Source organism: Leptothrix cholodnii SP-6 (assembly GCF_000019785.1).
In the GTDB taxonomy this organism is placed as follows: Bacteria; Pseudomonadota; Gammaproteobacteria; order Burkholderiales; family Burkholderiaceae_C; genus Sphaerotilus; species Sphaerotilus cholodnii.
This window is the reverse complement of the sequence record NC_010524.1, coordinates 2,928,777-2,948,024: the sequence shown is the minus strand read 5'-3', so window position 1 is coordinate 2,948,024 and position 19,248 is coordinate 2,928,777. Positions and strand designations below refer to the sequence as shown.

Below are 19,248 nucleotides of genomic sequence, written 5' to 3'. Positions count from 1 at the left end.
CATGACGCCGCGATCGATGCTCACCGCCATGCTGGCGCCGCGGCGCTGGCGGCTGGCCTTGGGCGTTGCGCTGGCCGTGGCCCTCGTGGTCGGGGCGGGCGCGGCGGGCCGCCTGCTGGGCCTTGATCGCGGCATGGCGACCCTGCGCGCCGACACCAGCCACAAGCTCGACCTGTTTGCGGCCACGGCGGCCGGCCTGGTGAACCGGCTCGAGAACGTGCCCGCCACGGTCCAGCTGAACCAGGACGTGATCGCGCTGTTTCGCGGGCCTGTGTCGCCCCGGCGTGTGGCTGCGGTCAACGACTACCTGCTGCGCCTGAACGCCCACCTGGGCAGCGTCGCGGTGTTCATCGCCGACCCGCGCGGCGAGGTGGTGGCGTCGAGCAACCAGAGCCTGCGTGACGACAGCCTGCAAGGCCAGGACCTGTCGTATCGGCCGTACTACCAGGAGGCGCTCTCGGGCCGCGTCGGGCGCCATTTCGCGATCGGCGCCTCGCCCGAGGAGCCGGGCTATTTCTTCTCCTACCCGATCCGCGACGGTGAGCGTGTGGTCGGCGTGGCGGTGGCCAAGGTCGGCCTGGCGCCGATCAACGAGGCGTTTGCGCTGCTCGGCATGCCGGCGCTGATCGCGGATCGGAACCAGGTCGTCATCCTGTCGTCGCTCGAATCGTGGCGCTACACGTCGATGAAACCGCGCACGCTCGACGAGCGTGTCGACCTCGAGCTCACCGGGATGTACGGCGAGCGCCGCATCGAGGATTTCCCGCTCGGCACGAACCTGACTTTCGACGACGGCACGCTGATACGCGACAAGGGGGTGGCGCGGGGCCAGCTGTCGATCGTCCGCGGCGATTCGGGCCTGCTGGTCCAGGGCCGCACGCTCGATGCCATGGGCTGGCGGCTGCTGATCTTCTCGGACCTCGCGCCGGTGCGGTCGCAGGCGCTGGCGATGGCGGCGCTGTCGGCGCTCCTGGCCGCGTTCACCCTCGTGCTGCTGCTCTACCTGAAGCAGCGGCGGCGCATCGCCCGGCAGAAGCTGGAGGCCAAGCTCGCGCTGGAGCGGGCCAATGCCGAGCTGGAGTCGATGGTCGAGAAACGCACCCGGGCGCTGAGCGACACCAACCTCGAATTGCGGCGTGAGATGGCCGTGCGCGTCAAGGCAGAGGCGACGCTGCGTGCGGCGCAGGACGAGCTGGTCCAGGCCGCCAAGCTCGCGGTGCTCGGGCAACTGGCCACCGGCATCACGCACGAACTGGCGCAGCCGCTCGGCGCGATCCGCACCCTGGCGGGCAATGCCCGCGAATTCATGCGGCGCGCGGACCTGGACGGCGCGCAGAGCAACCTGGTCATCGTCGACGGCCTGGTCGACCGCATGGGCGAGATCATCCATCCGCTGAAGGCCTTTGCGCGCAAGTCGCCGGTGTTGCCCGAGGCGAGCGATGTCTCGGCCGCGCTCGGCAGTGCCTTGTTCCTGCTCGACCAGCGCATCCGCGCCGAGGGCGTCAGCGTCGTCAACCACTGCGCCGGCGATTCGGTGACCGCCTGGTGCAACCGGAACCGGCTCGAGCAGGTGCTCATCAACCTGATCGGCAACGCGATCGACGCGATGCGCGAGGCGCCCACCAAGCAACTCCGGATCTCGGTGCGCCGAGGCAGCGACGAACGGGTGTGCATCGACGTCGCCGACAGCGGCGAGGGGCTGGCGCCCGAGGTTCTCGACGGCCTGTTCACGCCCTTCTTCACGACCAAGGCGGCCGGCAGCGGCCTCGGCCTCGGCCTGGTGATCTCGCGCGGCATCGCGCAGGACTACGGCGGTGACCTGACGGCCGAGAATCGCCCGGAAGGCGGCGCACGTTTCACACTCTGGCTTCCGTCGGGCCCACAGCCGTCACAGCGATCACACCCATGAAGACCGACCTCACCGTCCTGATCATCGAAGACGACGCCCACATGCGCCTGGGCTGCGTGCAGGTGATGCAACTCGCGGGCATCCAGGTGCAGGGCTTCGGCAGCGCCGAAGAGGCGCTGCGCCTCGTCAAGCCAGGTTTCCACGGTGTCATCGTCACCGACATGCGATTGCCCGGCATGGACGGCATGGCGGTGATCAAGCGCTGCCGCCAGCTCGATGCCGACCTGCCGGTGCTCGTCATCACCGGCCACGGCGACATCACGATGGCGGTCGATTCGATGCGCAGCGGCGCCTACGATTTCATCACCAAGCCCTTCGCACCGGAGCTGCTGCTCGAGGTCGTGCAGCGGGCGCTGGAGAAGCGCGCGCTGACGCTGGAGATCTCCAACCTGCGCGAGCGCCTGGCCCGGCTCGAAGGGGTCGAGGGCAAGCTGATCGGCATCTCGCCGCAGATGGAACGGGTGCGGCGCCTGGTGATGGAAGTGGCCGACTCGCCGGTGGACGTGTTGATCCGCGGCGAGACCGGGGCCGGCAAGGAACTGGTGGCGCAGGCGCTGCACCAGCTCTCGCGCCGCAAGTCTGCGCCCTATGTCGCGCTGAACTGCGGCGGCCTGCCCGAGAACCTGCTCGACAGCGAGCTGTTCGGGCACGAGGCGGGCGCCTTCACCGGCGCGCAGAAGCGCCGCATCGGCAAGATCGAGCACGCCAACGGCGGCACGCTGTTCCTCGACGAGGTCGAGAGCATGCCCACCAGCGTGCAGATCAAGCTGCTGCGGGTGCTGCAGGAGCGGGTGATCGAGCGGCTGGGTTCGAACGCGCAGATTCCGGTCGATTGCCGCATCGTGGCGGCGTCCAAGGACGACCTGTTCGAACGCGCGCAACGCCAGACCTTCCGCGCCGACCTGTACTACCGGCTCAACGTCGTCGCCATCGACCTGCCGCCGCTGCGCGAACGCCGCGAGGACATCCCGATGCTGCTGGAGCACTTCATGCTGCTGGCCGCGAGCCGCTACGGCCGGCCGCAACCCGCCGTCTCGGCCCTTCAGACCAGCCGGCTGATGGCGCATTCGTGGCCCGGCAATGTGCGTGAACTGCGCAATGTCGCCGATTGCCTGGTCCTTGGCGTCATGAAGGAGGGCCTGACCGACGGTGGCCCGACGCTGCCGCTGCCGCCGCGGACGCTGGCCGAGACGGTTGACGACTTCGAGCGCAGCCTGATCGCCAGCGAACTGCGTCGCCAAGGCGGCAACCTGACCCGCGTGGCCGAGGCGCTGAGCGTGGCCAAGACCACGCTGCACGACAAGGTGCGCCGCTACGGCTTGCTGAAGTGAACCACCCCCGACGCGCTCACGCGCGCCCCCTCAAGGGGGCACCACCGGTGGACCGGCAGAGCCGGATCCACGGCGGTCGCCGGGTCTGTCCGGTTCATGCCTCGAGGGTGCCGCTTCGGCGTCATGGATAACTGACAGGAGCTTGGCGCAACCGGCCTACGCGGCGGCGATCGAGGCCTTGACCAGCGCCCGCACCGCCGGGATGCACGAACCGCAGTTGGTGCCGCACTTGAGCTCGCCCTGCAGCTGCGCCATGCGCGCGTCCGCATTGCCGCTGCAGCGGCCGAGCACCTGCACGATCTGCGGCTCGCTGACGTTGAAGCAGGTGCAGATCTGCTTGCCGCGCTCGGCCACCGCCACCGGCGGCGTGGCGGTGCCGGCCAGCAGCGCACGGCCGTAGGCCTGAGCCGGCAGCTCGTCCTGCAGCAAGGTCTTGATCCAGGCTTCGGCACGGGTGTCGCCGGCCAGCAGCACGCCGCGCAGGGTCTGCGTCTCGCCGTCGCGCTCGAGGTGCACGGCACGGTATTGGCCGCGGTTGCGGTCGTGATAACGCAGCGTGTCGGTGCCGGCCAGGCCCAGCAGCGCCTCGACGCGTTGCACCAGTTCCTCGGCCACCGGCGCGGCCGCCGCGGCGCGCCACAGGATGCCCGCCAGACCCGCGCCATGCGGCTCGCGGCCGAAGGGCAGGGCCAGCGCGTAGCCGAACTCGGCCATCAGCGGCTTCAACTGCTCGCGCACCGCCAGCACCTGCGCCTGTGGCAGCCAGGCCAGGCCGAGCATGCGCCAGGGCAGAGCGGCGGGCTCGATGCGCACGGCGCTGTGCTTGAGTTCGGGCTGCTTGGAGCTGGGGCAGAAGGCCGGGATCGTCAGCCCGTTGATGCCCAGTCGCGGCTCGCCCTGGGCGTCGACGCCGCCCAGCACCTCTTCGCCCCAGTGCATCGGGATCGACGCCTGCGTCGGCGCCACCGTGGTGCTGGCCTGCACCGCCAGCACGATGCTGCCGCGGCGCGAGCGCACCTCGACCAGCTCGCCGTCCTTGAAACCACGCCGGGCGATGTCGGTCGGGTGCAGTTCCACCACCGGCTCGGCAATGTGGCCGAACAGGCGGCCGAGCGTGCCGGTGCGGCTCATGCCGTGCCACTGGTCGCGCAGGCGGCCGGTGGTCAGCGCAAACGGGTAACGCGCGTCGCGCGGCTCGGCGACGGCGCGGTAGGTCATGGCCGAAAACTGTGCCCGGCCATCGGCGGTCGGGAAGATGCCGTCTTCATAAAGCCGTGCCTTGCCCTGGGCCTGGCCTTCGGGCAGCGGCCACTGCTGCGGGCCGGCGGCGTCGAGCATCGGCCAGCTCAGGCCGGTGATGTCGAGGTCGCGGCCGCGGGTGCTTTCGCGGTGTTCGAGCCAGACCGATTCGGCGTCGGCGTACGGGAACAGTGTCGACTGGCCGTTCAGCCGCTCGGGCAGCAGTGCCTCGATGCGGCGGGCGATGTCGACGCCGATCTGCCAGTCGGCGCGTGATTCACCCGGCGCCGGTACCGCCGGGCGCACGAGGCTGATGCGGCGCTCGCTGTTGGTCACGCTGCCGGTCTTCTCGCCCCAGGTCGACGCGGGCAGCAGCAGGTCGGCATAGGCCGCGGTGGCGGTGGTCGAGAAGGCTTCCTGCACGATCACGAACTCGCAGCGTTCGAGCGCACGCCGCACCATCGCCTGGTCCGGCAGCGATTGCGCCGGGTTGGTGCAGACGATCCACAGTGCCTTGATGGCGCCGTCGGCGGCGGCCTGGAACATCTCGACCGCGCTCTTGCCCGGCGTGGCGGGCACATCGGCCACACCCCACAGCGCGGCCACTTCGGCGCGGTGCGCGGGGTTGGCGAGGTCGCGGTGTGCGGACAGCAGATTGGCCAGGCCACCCACCTCGCGCCCGCCCATCGCGTTGGGCTGGCCGGTCAGCGAGAACGGCCCGGCGCCCGCCTTGCCGATCTGGCCGGTGGCCAGGTGCAGGTTGATCAGCGCGGCGTTCTTGTCGGTGCCGGCCGAGCTCTGGTTCAGACCCTGGCAGTAGAGAGACAGCGTGGCGCCGCCCGCGCGGTCGTTCTGCGCGAACCAGCGTGCGGCCTGGATCAGGTCTTCTTCCCGGATGCCGCAGACGCGGGCGGCTTCTTTCGGCGTCCAGGCCCGCACCGCGTCGCGCAGGGCTTCGAAGCCGCTGGTGTGGGCGGCGATGTAGCGGGCGTCGGTCAGGCCTTCCCACAGCATCACGTGCAGCATGCCGTGGACCAGCGCCACGTCGGTGCCGGGCTGGATCTGCAGGAACAGGTCGGCGCAGTCGGCGGTTTCGGTGCGGCGCACGTCGACCACGATCCAGCGCTGATCCGGCTTGGCGCGCTTGGCGTCCTCGAGCCGGCGGAACAGGATCGGGTGCGCCCAGGCGGCGTTGCTGCCGGTGATGAAGACCGTGTCGGCGTGCGCCAGGTCCTCGTAGCTGCACGGCGGCGCGTCGGCGCCCAGCGTGCGCTTGTAGCCGGCCACCGCGCTGCTCATGCACAGGCGCGAGTTGGTGTCGACGTTGTTGGTGCCCAGCAGCCCCTTGCCGAGCTTGTTGAAGACGTAGTAGTCCTCGGTCAGCATCTGGCCCGAGAGGTAGATGCCGACCGAATCGGGGCCGTGCGTGCGCACGGTGTCGGCGATGCGTGCGGCGGCCAGCGCCACCGCTGCGTCCCAGGCCATCGGCTGCGCTGCCGTGCCGCGCGCCAGGCGCTGCATCGGCTGCAGCAGCCGCGTGGCCATCGTCACCGGCGCGCTGGCGGTCAGGTGCAGCGTGCTGCCCTTGGTGCAGAGCCGGCCGAAGTTGGCCGGGTGATCCGGGTCGCCGCGCACGCCGGTGATCTGCGAGCCGTCGCTTTCGATGATCACGCCACAGCCCACGCCGCAATAGGGACAGGTCGAACGGGTTTCGGTCATGGGGAACTCGGGTGCGGGATCAGGAGAGGAGTCGGGGGTGGGCGTGTGATGCGGGTCGCGTTTCAGCGCAGCGGCGCAGGCTCGCCGACGGCGATGCTGGCCAGCTCGTCGGCGTCCAGCATCACCTGGTCGGCCTCGACCTTGACGCTGAAACGCGGCGTGCAGCCCTCGTCGGGTGCACGGGCGCAGCCGCTGTCGAGGCCGATGGTCCAGTTGTGCAGCGGGCAGGCCACGCTGGTGCCGAACACGATGCCCTGGCTCAGCGGCCCGCCCTTGTGCGGGCAGCGGTCGAGCAGCGCGAAGACCTGGTCCTCGCTGTTGCGGAACACCGCGACATCGGTCGAACCCGGCCGCGCCACACGGCGCGATCCGAGCTTGGGGATGTCTTCGACGCGGCAAATGACTTTCCAATCGCTCATGGGGAATCCTCTTGAATGCTGTGGATGTCGGTTCAGGCGGAGGCGTTCGCCACCGGCTCGAACTGCCGCACGTCGACGCTGGCTTGCGCCGAGGCCAGCCACGGGTCGGCGGCGCCGTCGAGGGCGAACTGCAGGCGCTCCCATAGCTGCCGGCGCAGCTCGGCGTTGTTGAGGATCTTGTCCTTCACGTAGTCCAGCCCGACGCGGTTGATGTAGTGCACGGTGCGCTCGAGGTACCAACCCTCCTCGCGGTAGAGCTGCAGGAAGGCGCCGGCGTACTCCAGCACCTCGGCCGTCGTCTTGACCTTGACGAAGAACTCCGCCACCTCGGTCTTGATGCCGCCGTTGCCGCCCACGTACATCTCCCAGCCGGAGTCGACGCCGATGATGCCGACGTCCTTGATGCCGGCTTCGGCGCAGTTGCGCGGGCAGCCCGACACCGCCAGCTTGACCTTGTGCGGCGAGTACATCGCCCACAGCGCACGCTCCAGGTCCTTGCCCAGCTGGGTCGAGTTCTGCGTGCCGAAGCGGCACCAGTCGCTGCCGACGCAGGTCTTCACGGTGCGCAGCGACTTGCCGTAGGCGAAGCCCGACGGCATGCCGAGGTCCTGCCACACGCCCTGGAGGTCTTCCTTCTTCACGCCCAGCAGGTCGATGCGCTGGCCGCCGGTCACCTTGACGGTCGGGATGGCGTATTTGTCGGCCACGTCGGCGATGCGGCGCAGGTCGGCCGCGGTGGTCTCGCCGCCCCACATGCGCGGCACCACCGAGTAGGTGCCGTCCTTCTGGATGTTGGCGTGGCTGCGTTCGTTGATGAAGCGGCTCTGCGGATCGTCCTGCGCCTCTTTCGGCCAGGTGCTGATCAGGTAGTAGTTGAGCGCGGGGCGGCAGCTCGCGCAGCCGTTGGGCGTCTTCCAGCCCAGGCGCTGGTAGACGCCGTCGATGGTCAGGATCTTCTCGTTGCGGATGGTGTCGCGCACTTCCTGGTGGCTGGCGTCGGTGCAGGCGCAGACGGCCTTCTTCTTCGGCGTGGCCGAGTAGTCGCCGCCGGCGGTGAACATGATCAGCTGCTCGACCAGCCCGGTGCACGAGCCGCAGCTCGCGCTCGCCTTGGTGTGCTTGCGCACCTCGTCGAGCGTGAACAGGCCCTTCTCCTTGATGGCCTTGCAGATGGCGCCCTTGGTGACGCCGTTGCAGCCGCAGACCTCGTCGGCATCGGCCATCGCCGAGGCCTTGTTGTGGCCCTGGTGGCCGGCGTCGCCGATGTTGGATTCGCCGAACATCAGCTTGTCGCGGATGTCGTGCACCTTGCGGCCTTCGCGCAGCAGCTTGAAGTACCAGCTGCCGTCGACCGTGTCGCCGTACAGGCAGGCGCCGACCAGCTTGTCGTCCTTGATCACCAGCTTCTTGTAGACGCCGCCTACGGGATCGGACAGCACGATCTCCTCGAAGCCCTCGCCGCCGGTGAAGTTGCCGGCCGAGAACAGGTCGATGCCGGTGACCTTGAGCTTGGTGCTGGTCTGGCTGCCGGTGTAGCGGCCGATGCCGAACTGCGCCAGGTGCGTGGCGCAGACCTTGCCCTGCTCGAATAGCGGCGCCACCAGCCCGTAGGCGATGCCGCGGTGCGCGGCGCATTCGCCCACCGAGTAGATGCGCGCGTCGGTGGTGGTCTGCAGCGTGTCGTCGACGACGATGCCGCCGCGGCCGTCCTGCGCGCACAGCAGGCCCATCGACTTGGCCAGCGCGGTGTTGGGGCGGATGCCCACGGCCATCACGACCAGGTCGGCCGGCAGCTCGGTGCCGTCCTTGAACTGGATGGCTTTCACGCGGCCGGCCTTGCCGTCTGCCTGGTCGCCGATCAGCGCCTGGGTCTGCGCGCCGAGTGCGAACTTCAGGCCGCGGTCTTCGAGCGACTTGCGCAGCAGGCCGCCGGCCACGTCGTCGAGCTGGCGCTCCATCAGCCAGGGCATCACGTGCACCACGGTGACCTGCATGCCGCGCAGCATCAGGCCGTTGGCGGCCTCCAGGCCGAGCAGGCCGCCGCCGATCACGACCGCATGCTTGTGCGTCCGGGCGGTCTCGATCATCGTGTTGGTGTCGGCGATGTCGCGGTAGGCGATCACGCCTTCGAGGTTGGCGCCCGGCACCGGCAGCATGAAGGGATTCGAGCCGGTGGCCATCAGCAGGCGGTCGTACTCGGCTTCGGTGCCGTCCTCGGCGTAGACGATGCGCCGGGTGCGGTCGACCTTCGCGACCCGCTTGCCCAGGTGCAGCGTGATGCCGTTTTCCTCGTACCAGCTGACCGGGTTGAGGATGATCTCGTCGAGCGTCTGCTCACCCGACAGCACCGGCGACAGCAGGATGCGGTTGTAGTTGGGATGCGGCTCGGCGCTGAAGACGGTGATGTCGTACAGGTCGGGCGCAATCTTCAGCAGCTCTTCGAGTGTGCGCACGCCGGCCATGCCGTTGCCCACCATCACGAGTTTCATCTTCTTCATCAGTTGACTCCTGAGACCGTGATCCGGTCATGCAAACGAGATGCCAGTGAGGGGTTGGAGCGCCACTGGCCGAGCGCTGCTGATCTGCACCACAATCGGCGCCCTCTCGGGGCCGCTGTGGTCTGGAGGTGAACGGGGTTGCCATGAGCTTCGACGTCGACATCGGCCACACCAGTGCGACCGGCCCACGCGATCACAACGAGGATTTCGCCGCTGCCGTGCGCGCCGCTGCGCACGAGGAAGAACGCGGCCTGATCGCCGCGGTGGCCGACGGCGTGTCGATGGGCGGCCTGGGCCGCGAGGCGGCGCAGACCACTGTGATGACGCTGGTGAGCGACTACTTTGCCGCCCCCGCCACCTGGGAGACGACGGTCATCCTCGACCGTCTGATCGGCGCGCAGAACGGCTGGCTGGTCGACCACAACCGGCGTCGCAGCGCGGCGCGCGCCGAGCGCCACACGGCGCTCACCACGCTGACGTCGGTGGTCCTGCAAGGCCACACCTACACCGTGGCGCACGTCGGCGACAGCCGCGCCTGGCTGCTGCGCGGCGACGACTGCGTGCAGCTCACGCAGGACCACGCCTTTGATCATCCCGACCTGCGCAGCCAGCTCACGCGTGCCGTCGGCCTCGACGACACCGTGCACGTCGACTACCAGCAGGGCGAACTGCAGGCCGGCGACTGCTTCGTGCTCACCAGCGACGGCGTGCACGGCGCGCTCAGCCGGCTGCGCATCCAGGCCCTGGTCGGCAAGATGGCGGGCCAGCCGGCGCAGGCGGTCAGCGAGGCCCTGGTGCTCGAAGCCCTCGAGGCCGGCAGCCGCGACAACGCCACCGCGATGGTGCTGCACGTGCGCGGCCTGGCGCCACTGCGCCTGGAGGACACCCAGCTCGGCGCCCGCCAGCTGCCGGTGCCCGGCCGCCTCAAGGTCGGCGACGTGCTCGACGGCTACACCATCACCGCGCTGGTGGCCGACACCGGCGTGCACCGGCTCTACCAGGCACGTGACACGGCCAGCCGTGAACTGGTCGCGATCAAGACCCTGCACGAGGCCCGCGCCAGCGACCCGCAGGAGCGCGCCATGCTGGCGCACGAGGCCTGGCTGGGCCTGCGTGTGAGCGAGCACGCGCGCAGCGGCCAGGCGGCGGGTTTCGTGCGGGTGAGGGCGCTCAAGAATCCGACGGCCTTCTATACCGTGTTCGACTGGCACAGCGGCCAGACCCTTGAGCAACTGCTGGCCGGCGAGCGTCGTTTCAGCGCAGCCGAGGTGGTGCAGGCTGCCATCGTGATCGCGCGCGCCATCGGCCGGCTGCACCGCCTGGCCGTGATCCACCGCGACATCAAACCCGGCAACCTGCACCTGGGCGACGACGGCCAGTGGCGCCTGCTCGACCTGGGCGTGGCGGTGTCCGGCCGCGAGCCCGAGGCCGTGCGCAGCCTGCATGCCGGCACGCCCAGCTACATGAACCCCGAGCAGTGGGACGGCGACCACGGCCAGCCGGCCAGCGCGCGCAGCGATCTCTACGCGCTGGGCGCCACGCTCTACCAGTGGCTCGCCGGCCGCCTGCCCTACGGCGAGATCGAGCCCTGGCAGACCGCGCGCTTCCGCCGCGATCCGGTCGCACCGTCGCGGCTGCGGCCGGAGGTGCCGATCTGGCTCGACCATGTCGTGCTCAAGGCCGTGGCCCGCGATCCGCGGCTGCGTTTCGAGACCGCCGAGGAGCTGGTGCTGGCGCTCGAACGCGGTGCCTCGCGCCCGCTCGGCCCGCTGGGCAGCACGCCCCTGGCGATGCGCGACCCGACCGTGCTGTGGAAGGTGGCGCTGGCGATCTCGCTCGCCTTCAACCTGCTGCTGGTGGTCTGGCTGCTGTTCCTGCCGCGCTGAGGCGGGCAGGCTCAGGGCGTGAGCCTGCAGCAGGGGCCGGGTGGTGCGCATGACGCCAGGCGGGTTCAGCGGGCCAAGCGGGTGGCCGAGCCGGTGGCGACCGCGGCGTCGTGCGTGGTGCGGGCACGGCCACCCTTTTCGGCCCAGGTGCGGGTCCAGCGGATCTGCACGATGCGCAGCATGCCGAGCATCAGCAGGGCCAGCAGCGCAAACGAGAGGAATCCCCACAGATAGCTGCCGACGAACTGCTTGGACAGGCCCATCGCGTTGGGCAGGAAACCGCCGCCGAGCGCGCCGATCTCGCCGATCATCGAGCCCGCCACCGCGGTGGTCAGCGGCCAGCGCAGCGGCACCAGCTGGAACAGCGCGCCGTTGCCCGCGCCCAGCGCGGCAAAACACAGCATGAACAGCAGCGTGGTGACCGCCAGCGAGCCGCCGGCCACGCCGCACAGCGTCAGCGTGATCGCTACCAGCACCAGCACGCCGCTGAGCGTGTTGATGCCGCCGATGCGGTCGGAGATGTAGCCGCCCACCACGCGCACCGCCGAGCCCATCAGCGTGGCCAGCATCGTGAGCTGGCCGGCCTCGACCTTGGTGACCTTGAACTGGTCGTAGAAGTAGGTCGGCAGGAAACTCGCCAGGCCGATGAAACCGCCGAAGGTGACGATGTAGATCAGGCTGAAGGCCCAGCCGTCCTTCTCGAACAGGCAGGCGGTGTGCTCGCGCAGGCTCTGGTGCTCGGTGTCGGGCGGCTCCTTGGCGGCCAACCACATCACGGCCATCGGCAGCAGCATCGTGAAGGCCGCCAGGCCGTAGACCGCCTGCCAGCCGAACTTGACCGCCAGGGGCGGTGCGAACAGCACGGCCAGCACGGTGCCCGAGTTGCCGGCGCCGGCGATGCCCATCGCCAGGCCCTTGTACTTGGGCGGGAACCAGCCCGAGCCCAGCGACAGCGCCACGCCGAAGCTGGCGCCGGCGATTCCCAGCAGCACGCCCATCGCCAGCACTTCGTTGTAGGTGTCGACCGCGAAATAGCCGTAGGCCAGGGCGCCGACGATCAGGCCCATCTCGACCATCGCGGCGTTCTTGCGGCCGATGTACTGCGACAGCACGCCCAGCGGAAAGCGCATCAGCGCGCCGGCCAGGATCGGCACCGAGATCATGAAGCCCTTTTCGGCCGGGCTCAGGTTGAAGGTTTCGCTGATGAACGGACCCATGGCGCCGTTGAGCACCCAGATCGCGAAGCAGAAGTCGAAATAGAGAAAGGACGCCAGCAAGGTCGGCCAGTGGCCTGATCGCAGGAAGGTCTTGAAGCCAGCCATGGTGTTGTGAGCTCGAACATCGGCGACTCAGGCACACGCGCGGTGCGACCGATCGAAGATGCGGGTTGATGTTCGGAGTCGAGGGAAGGAATCCGGTCGATCTCCGGCAGATCCACATGGGCCACCGCAGGGGCGGGGTTGTGGTCGCGAGCGGTGTACACGGCTGCGTGTACATGAGCGGGTCAGCGTGGACTCCGATCGTGAGCGCTTCTTTGCGCTCGTCCCAAATGCTTGCAAACCGCGTGCCACGTCGGCGTCCTGAGCGGCGGCTGGCAGGGGTCCCCGTCGTTGTGCGTGGCCGCACCAAGTCGAGTGCGGGTGGCCGGTTGGCCTGCGGCGTGCTAGCTTTGGGGCATGACTTTTCTATGCCGCCCCAGCGGCACGCCCGCCCCGTGATCAAAGTTCTTGTTGTCGCCCCTGCGCCGCCCGATGCCCCGAATCTGGTCGCCGAACTCGAAAACAGCGGCATGCGGGTGGCTGCACGCTGTCTTTGCACTGACATGGTGCGCGAATCGTTGTTGCATGCACCGGATGTGATCGTCGTCTGGGAGCCCCATCCCGGTGAGGAACTGTTCGATGCGGTGCGTCTGCTCGACAGTGCTGCACCACGCCCGGTGCTGGTGTTCACCAGCGACGTGCGGGCCGAAACCATGGACGCCGGTCTTGCGGTCGGCATCGAGGGCTGGGTCGTCAACGGCTATGCCGCGCCGCGGCTGCGCTCGCTGATCCAGTACACGATCGCGCGCTTCCGGCATGTGCGGCAGATGCGCGAGGAGCTCGCCGACCTGCGCCGCCGCTACAACGAGCGCAAGCTGATCGACCGCGCCAAGGGCATCCTGATGAACGCGCGCCAGGTCAGCGAGGACGAGGCCTTCCGCCTGCTGCGCTCGGCCTCGATGCACGCCAAGCAGCGCATCGGCCAGGTCTCGCAGCAGGTGATCGACGCGGCCCAGTATGCCGAGGCGATCAACCGGGCCGGCCGGCTGCGCATGCTGTCGCAGCGCATCGTCAAGCTGCACGCGCTGCAGCTGGCGGGCATCGAGGCGGCCGGCTCGCGGGCGCTGCTGGCCGATTCGCGCCAGCAGATCGACCAGATCGTGGCCGGACTCGAAAGAACCCTCTCGCGCCCGACCTTCGGCGATCTGCTCGACGCGGCCGCGATGAGCTGGTCGGCGATGCGCACCGCGCTCGAACTGCCGGCGCAGGACGGCAGCCTGGCCCAGCTCGACCGTCAGGCCGAGCAGCTGCTGGCGCAGGCCGAGCGCCTGACCAGCGCGCTGGCGATGGCTGGCGCCGGGCCGTCGCTGCAGGTCATCAACGTGGCCGGCCGCCAGCGCATGCTGGCCCAGCGCCTGGCCAAGCAGGCCTTGATGGGTGCGCTGCTGCCGGAGGTGTCGGTGGTGCCCGACGACACGGTGGCGGCCTTCGAGCAGGGCCTGGCCTATCTGCGCAATGCACCGCTGAGCTCGGTGGCGATCCGCGAATCGCTGGCCGCTGCCGATGCCGCCTGGCAGGAGATGCTGCGCGGCGCCCGCAGCCCCGCCAGCGCCGAAGGCCGCCTCGCCCTGGCGCGCGCCAGCGAGGAACTGCTGTCGCTGTTCGACCAGCTCACCGACACCTACGAACACAGCATGCAGATGCTGATGGGGTGATTGCGTTTTGCCAGTCCTGGATATAGCCAATCCCTAATTGGCATCGTCGAGCCCTACGCTATCGTTGCTTTGCGCGGTCGGTTTTCACGATTCGACCGTGACGAAGTAGCGCCCTGGCCGCTGCGGTTGGCCGGGTCGTGTTGCACCGATGCTTTGTGGCTATCAACAGGAGAGACACATGACGCTCAAGGGTACGAAGACCGAGCAGAACCTGAAGGACGCCTTTGCGGGCGAATCGCAGGCCAATCGCCGCTACCTCTACTTCGCGAACAAGGCCGACGTCGAGGGGCAGAACGACGTCTCGGCGCTGTTCCGCTCCACCGCCGAGGGCGAAACCGGCCACGCCCACGGCCACCTCGAATTTCTCGAAGCCGTTGGCGACCCCGCCACCGGTCTGCCGATCGGCACCAGCCGCCAGAACCTGATGGCCGCGGTGGCCGGCGAGACCCACGAGTACACCGACATGTACCCGGGCATGGCCAAGACCGCCCGCGACGAAGGTTTCGACGAGATCGCCGACTGGTTCGAGACGCTCGCCAAGGCCGAGCGCTCGCATGCCAACCGCTACCAGAAGGCGCTCGACGCGCTGGTCGACTGAGCCTGGTCGCGGGTCGGTCCGACCCGCCGGCAACCGGGCCGTGACCGCCCGGTTGCCGTCCGTGCCGCACGCGCCGGCGACTCATCCTTCGGAGGCAGGATCATGAGCAATCGGGAAGGCAATCTCGAAGCGCCGACGCGGCATCCGCTCGACTGGCAGAACCCCGATTTCTACGACAAGGCGCAGTGCGACGCCGAACTGGAGCGGGTGTTCGACATCTGCCACGGCTGCCGGCGCTGCGTGAGCCTGTGCCAGAGCTTTCCGACCCTGTTCGACCTGGTCGACGCCACCGCAGACGGCGAGGTGCACGGCATCCCGAAAGCCGATTACGGCCGGGTGGTCGACCAGTGTTACCTGTGCGACCTCTGCTACATGACCAAGTGTCCGTACGTGCCGCCGCACGCGTGGAACCTGGATTTCCCGCACACGATGCTGCGCGCCAAGGCGATCAAGTTCAAGAACGGCGAGGTCTCGCGCGCCGACCGGCTGCTGGCGTCCACCGACGTGCACGGCCAGTTCGCCGGCATCCCGATCGTGGTGCAGGCGGTCAATGCGGTGAACGAGACGAAGCCCGCGCGTGCCGTGATGGAGAAGTTCCTCGGCGTGCACAAGGATGCCTGGATGCCGAGCCTGGCGGCGCAGCGCTTCCGCTGGGGCGCGGCCGTTAGCCCGTCCAAGACCGTCACCAACGGCCAGCGCACGCCCGGCAAGGTGGCGATCTTCGCGACCTGCTACATCAACTACAACGAGCCCGGCATCGGCCACGACCTGCTGGCGGTGCTGGCGCACAACGACATCCCCTACGTGCTGGTCGACAAGGAGCAGTGCTGCGGCATGCCCAAGCTCGAACTGGGCGATCTCGAATCGGTGGCGCGCAGCAAGGCGGCCAACATCCCGGTGCTCGACCGTCACGCGCGCGAGGGCTACGCGATCCTGGCCGCGGTGCCCTCGTGCACGCTGATGTACAAGCAGGAGATCCCGCTGATGTTCCCGGGCGACGAGGCGGTGGCGCGGGTGCAGGAGGCGATGTGGGATCCGTTCGAGTACCTGGCCGCGCGCCACCGCGACGGCCTGCTCAAGCTCGACTTCAAGCGCGACCTGGGCAACATCAGCTACCAGATCCCGTGTCATGGCCGGGTCCAGAACATCGGCCGCAAGACCGAGGAAGTCTTCAAGCTGATCGGCCAGCGCGTGAAGGTCAGGCTCAACACCATCGAACGCTGCTCGGGCCACGCCGGCACCTACGGCGTCAAGAAGCCGTATCACGAACTGGCCATGAAGATCGGCAAGCCGGTGTTCAAGGCGATGGGCAAGCTCGATGCCGACGGCAAGGGCCCCGACTGGATCAGCTCGGATTGCCCGCTGGGCGGCCACCACATCGCCCAGGGACTGGCCAACAACCAGCTGCCGAGCGCGCCGCTGGCTCATCCGCTGAGCCTGGTCGCGACGGCCTACGGCCTCAAGTGACAACAGGAGACGAAGACGACCATGCGCATCACCCGCGACAGCCTGCTGACCCTCGAAGCCTATGCCCGTGCACGGCCGCAGATGAAGACCGCCGTCATCGCCCGCCGGCGCCTGCGCAGCGTGCACCTGGGCGAGCACATGACGCTGCAGTTCGAGGATGAAACCACCGTGCGCTACCAGATCCAGGAGATGCTGCGGGTCGAGAAGATCTTCGAGGAAGACGGCATCCAGGGCGAACTCGAGGCCTACAACCCGCTGGTACCCGACGGCAGCAACTGGAAGGCCACGCTGCTGCTCGAGTACCCCGACGTGCACGAGCGCCGCCGCGAACTGGCACGCCTGATCGGTGTCGAGGACCGGGTGTTCGTCGAGGTCGAGGGCCATCCGCGGATCTACGCGATTGCCGACGAAGACCTCGACCGCGAGAACGACGAGAAGACCTCGGCGGTGCATTTCGTGCGCTTCGAGTTCGACCCGGCGAGCCGACAGGCGGTGCGCGCCGGTGCGGCCGTCAAGATCGGCTGCGATCACACGCATTACCCCGTGCACCTGAGCATTCCGCCCGAAACCCTGGCCGCGCTGGCAGGTGATCTGCGCTGAAACGGCTCGCGTCGGCTGCTTATCATCAAGCGTGCGCTCAAGCCGCTGGCGCAGTCCGAAGACCCGAGCCGTGATGACCCAACTTCCCCCGTCGATTGCCCAGGATGAACTGGCTCCCGCATTGCTCGCCTCGATGCAGGCCAGTGGAGCGATGGTGTCGATCAAGGAGGTGTCGAGCGGTCGCTACCTCTGGGCCAACGCAGCGATGGGCGGCTTTCTGGGGCATGCGCTCGACGCGCTGACCGGGCGCACCGATCTCGACCTGATGCCCAAGGCCGATGCGGCCGTCGTGCGTGCGGCCGATCAGCGAGCCCTGGCCACCGGGCAGCTGTCTGCCGACACCCACCATTTCGAGCGTGGCGGCCACCAGGTCGAACTGCTGTCGTGGCGTGTCGTGCTCGGGGCGGACGGGCCTGCGCCGCAGCTGCTCACGGTCTGGCGCAACGATGCCCAGGCCGGGCTCGAGCAGCGTCTGCAGCAGGCGCTGGCGCAGATCGAGCGTCAGCAGACGGCGCTCGACCAGGTGCGCCAACAGCAGTCGCAGACGCAGGATCGCCCGACCGAGCTGTTCCGCCGCGAACACTTCGAGGATCAACTGCGTCGTGAAGCCGCGCTGGCCCAGCGCGAGGGGCGCGAGTTCGCGCTGGTGCTGCTGGCGGTCGACCGGCTGGATCAGCTGCAGCAGCAGCGAGGCCCGGCCGCAGCGGCGCGGGTGGCCGATTCGGTCAGCCATCTGATGCGGGGCAACACCCGCGCGATGGACGTGCTGTCTCAGCTGGGCCCGGACCGGTTCGCGATCCTGTTCTCGGGCATCGGCCTGGCCACCGCGCATGCCCGGGTCGAGCAGTTGCGGCGCGCCTGCGCCAGCGAGGTGCTGGTGCTGGACGGCGAGTCGTTCGGCTTCGAGATCTCGGCGGGCGTGGCGAGCTTTCCGCACAGCGCCGACAGCCTCTCGGCGCTCAGCCAGGCGGCCATCCGTGCGCTCAACGATGCCCGTCAGCGTGGCGGCAACCGGGTCGCGCTGGCGAGCATCCAGCTGGGCGGGCTCACGGCCCGGTGAGTGCGCTCACTGCATCGCCTTGGTGAGCATGTAGGCGGCGAGCAGATAGAGCACCAGCGCAAAGACCTTCTTGAGTTGCTGCACGTTCATCGCGTGGGCGGTGCGCGCGCCCAGCGGCGCGGTCAGCACGCTGGCGGTGGCGATCACGGCCAGGCCTGGCAGCCACAGGAAACCCAGCGCGCCCGGCACCGGGCTTTGCATCGACCAGCCGCCCACCACGTAGCCGACCGTATTGGCCAGCGCGATCGGAAAGCCCAGTGCCGCCGAGGTGGCCACCGCGTTGTGCATCGCCACGTTGCACCAGCCCATGAACGGCACCGAGATGAAACCGCCGCCGGCGCCGACCAGGCCCGAGATGAAGCCGATCACGCCGCCCGCGCCCAGGCTGCCGGCGGTGCCGGGCATCTGGCGGCTCGGCGGCGGCTTCTTGTTGAGCAGCATCTGCGTGGCCGAAAAGGCCACGAACAGCGCGAACACCAGTGCCAGCGTCGTGCCCTTGAGCAGCGCGAACACACCCGCGCCGGCGAGCAGCCCGCCGCCCACGATGCCAGGTGCGAGCACGCGCACGATGTCCCAGCGCACCGCACCGCGCTTGTGATGGGCGCGCACGCTCGAGATCGAGGTGAAGAGGATGGTGGCCATCGAGGTGGCGATCGCCATCTTCACCGACAGCGCCGAGTCGACCCCGCGATGCGACAGGATCAGCGTCATGAAGGGCACCATCAGCATGCCCCCGCCGATGCCCAGCAGGCCGGCGAGAAAACCGGTGGCGGTGCCGAGTGCCAGCAGTTCGGCGATCAGGGTGGCGTCGAGGTTCATGTGCGTTCGAGCAGTTCGAGAATGAGTTGCCATTCGGCCGGTGTCACCGGCGTGATCGACAGGCGATTGCCCGGGCGCAGCAGCGTCATGCCGGCCAGGCCGGGCTGGGCGCGCATCTCGGCCAGACCGAGCAGCCGGGTCTTGCGCACGAAGCGCACGTCGACATGCAGCCAGCGGGGTGCCTCGCGCTGCGACCTGGCGTCGAAGTAGGGGCTGGCGGGGTCGAACTGGGTGGCGTCGAGGTAGGCCGCAGAGGCCACTTCAGCCAGCCCGGCGACACCCGGCTGCGGGCACGACGAGTGATAGAACAGCACGCCGTCGCCGACCTGCATCGCGTCGCGCATGAAATTGCGCGCCTGGTAGTTGCGCACCCCGGTCCACGGCAGGCACTGGCTCACGGACTGAGCCAGCGTGTCGATGGAGCACTCTTCGGGCTCGCTTTTCATCAGCCAGTATTGGCGCGCGGGCATGTACCGGCTCAACGGAAATCAGCGGGAGCGCCGACGGCGCAAGGAAGGAGGGTGTCCACCGCGAACCAAAGGCCGCATTCCTGAACCCAGGGGGATTCAGGTGGGCGAGGTCAGCCAAATTTCGGGTTCATCTGACGCGAGACGATCACACCAACTTGGCGATTTCCAAGCCCAGGCTCGCGAGAGCATCGGTTCAAGGAAATATAAAACCTTCGCGAACGCAGTGGACGGAACGGATTCTAGGCCAGCCACCGCGGCC

At 68.8% G+C, this 19,248-nt stretch carries 14 protein-coding genes; 8 read left to right on the top strand and 6 right to left on the bottom strand.

What is annotated here, in order from left to right:
• Position 1: 1 nt before the first annotated feature.
• Both LCHO_RS13420 and LCHO_RS13415 read left to right on the top strand, forming a co-directional pair.
• On the top strand, positions 2–1,909 hold the full coding sequence (locus LCHO_RS13420) for an ATP-binding protein (protein ID WP_012347703.1): 1,908 nt from the start codon (positions 2–4) through the stop codon (positions 1,907–1,909).
• Entirely contained in the window at positions 1,906–3,240 is a 1,335-nt protein-coding gene (locus tag LCHO_RS13415; protein ID WP_012347702.1) for a sigma-54-dependent transcriptional regulator, read from the top strand. Before LCHO_RS13420 ends, LCHO_RS13415 begins: the two co-directional genes overlap by 4 nt.
• 156 nt (positions 3,241–3,396) lie before the next feature.
• On the opposite strand, the gene LCHO_RS13410 is transcribed toward LCHO_RS13415, so the two are convergent.
• The 3 genes from LCHO_RS13410 to nirB all read right to left on the bottom strand — a co-directional run bounded on the left by LCHO_RS13410 (position 3,397) and on the right by nirB (position 9,115).
• Positions 3,397–6,198, bottom strand: coding sequence for a nitrate reductase (locus tag LCHO_RS13410; RefSeq protein ID WP_012347701.1), 2,802 nt, complete (start codon positions 6,196–6,198; stop codon positions 3,397–3,399).
• Positions 6,199–6,260: 62 nt separating this feature from the next.
• A complete protein-coding gene (gene nirD / locus LCHO_RS13405) occupies positions 6,261–6,617 on the bottom strand; it encodes a nitrite reductase small subunit NirD (protein WP_012347700.1) in 357 nt (118 codons plus the stop codon).
• Between the two features lie 32 nt (positions 6,618–6,649).
• A complete protein-coding gene (gene nirB, locus LCHO_RS13400) occupies positions 6,650–9,115 on the bottom strand; it encodes a nitrite reductase large subunit NirB (protein WP_012347699.1) in 2,466 nt (821 codons plus the stop codon).
• Between the two features lie 143 nt (positions 9,116–9,258).
• Here nirB and LCHO_RS13395 point away from each other — a divergent pair, with 143 nt between their 5' ends.
• Positions 9,259–11,001, top strand: coding sequence for a bifunctional protein-serine/threonine kinase/phosphatase (locus tag LCHO_RS13395; RefSeq protein WP_012347698.1), 1,743 nt, complete (start codon positions 9,259–9,261; stop codon positions 10,999–11,001).
• 65 nt (positions 11,002–11,066) lie between these two features.
• Here the strand turns inward: LCHO_RS13395 and LCHO_RS13390 are convergent, their stop codons facing one another.
• Positions 11,067–12,323 (bottom strand): MFS transporter, encoded by a 1,257-nt coding sequence (locus tag LCHO_RS13390; RefSeq protein WP_012347697.1) that lies wholly within the window; start codon positions 12,321–12,323, stop codon positions 11,067–11,069.
• 518 nt (positions 12,324–12,841) lie between these two features.
• Between LCHO_RS13390 and LCHO_RS13385 the strand changes: the two genes are divergently transcribed.
• The 5 genes from LCHO_RS13385 to LCHO_RS13365 all read left to right on the top strand — a co-directional run bounded on the left by LCHO_RS13385 (position 12,842) and on the right by LCHO_RS13365 (position 17,700).
• Positions 12,842–13,975 (top strand): type IV pili methyl-accepting chemotaxis transducer N-terminal domain-containing protein, encoded by a 1,134-nt coding sequence (locus LCHO_RS13385; protein ID WP_223210442.1) that lies wholly within the window; start codon positions 12,842–12,844, stop codon positions 13,973–13,975.
• Between the two features lie 178 nt (positions 13,976–14,153).
• A complete protein-coding gene (locus LCHO_RS13380) occupies positions 14,154–14,573 on the top strand; it encodes a rubrerythrin family protein (protein ID WP_012347695.1) in 420 nt (139 codons plus the stop codon).
• Between the two features lie 102 nt (positions 14,574–14,675).
• Positions 14,676–16,040 (top strand): (Fe-S)-binding protein, encoded by a 1,365-nt coding sequence (locus tag LCHO_RS13375; protein ID WP_012347694.1) that lies wholly within the window; start codon positions 14,676–14,678, stop codon positions 16,038–16,040.
• Positions 16,041–16,061: 21 nt separating this feature from the next.
• On the top strand, positions 16,062–16,640 hold the full coding sequence (locus LCHO_RS13370) for a DUF3501 family protein (RefSeq protein ID WP_012347693.1): 579 nt from the start codon (positions 16,062–16,064) through the stop codon (positions 16,638–16,640).
• 73 nt (positions 16,641–16,713) lie between these two features.
• Complete coding sequence (locus LCHO_RS13365; protein ID WP_012347692.1) at positions 16,714–17,700, top strand: GGDEF domain-containing protein; 987 nt, start codon at positions 16,714–16,716, stop codon at positions 17,698–17,700.
• Between the two features lie 6 nt (positions 17,701–17,706).
• On the opposite strand, the gene LCHO_RS13360 is transcribed toward LCHO_RS13365, so the two are convergent.
• Positions 17,707–18,519, bottom strand: a complete 813-nt coding sequence (locus LCHO_RS13360; protein ID WP_012347691.1) for a sulfite exporter TauE/SafE family protein — start codon at positions 18,517–18,519, stop codon at positions 17,707–17,709.
• Positions 18,516–18,989 carry an EVE domain-containing protein gene (locus LCHO_RS13355; protein WP_012347690.1) on the bottom strand — a complete coding sequence of 158 codons (474 nt, stop codon included), beginning with the start codon at positions 18,987–18,989 and terminating at the stop codon, positions 18,516–18,518. Before LCHO_RS13355 ends, LCHO_RS13360 begins: the two co-directional genes overlap by 4 nt.
• Between the last annotated feature and the right edge of the window lie 259 nt (positions 18,990–19,248).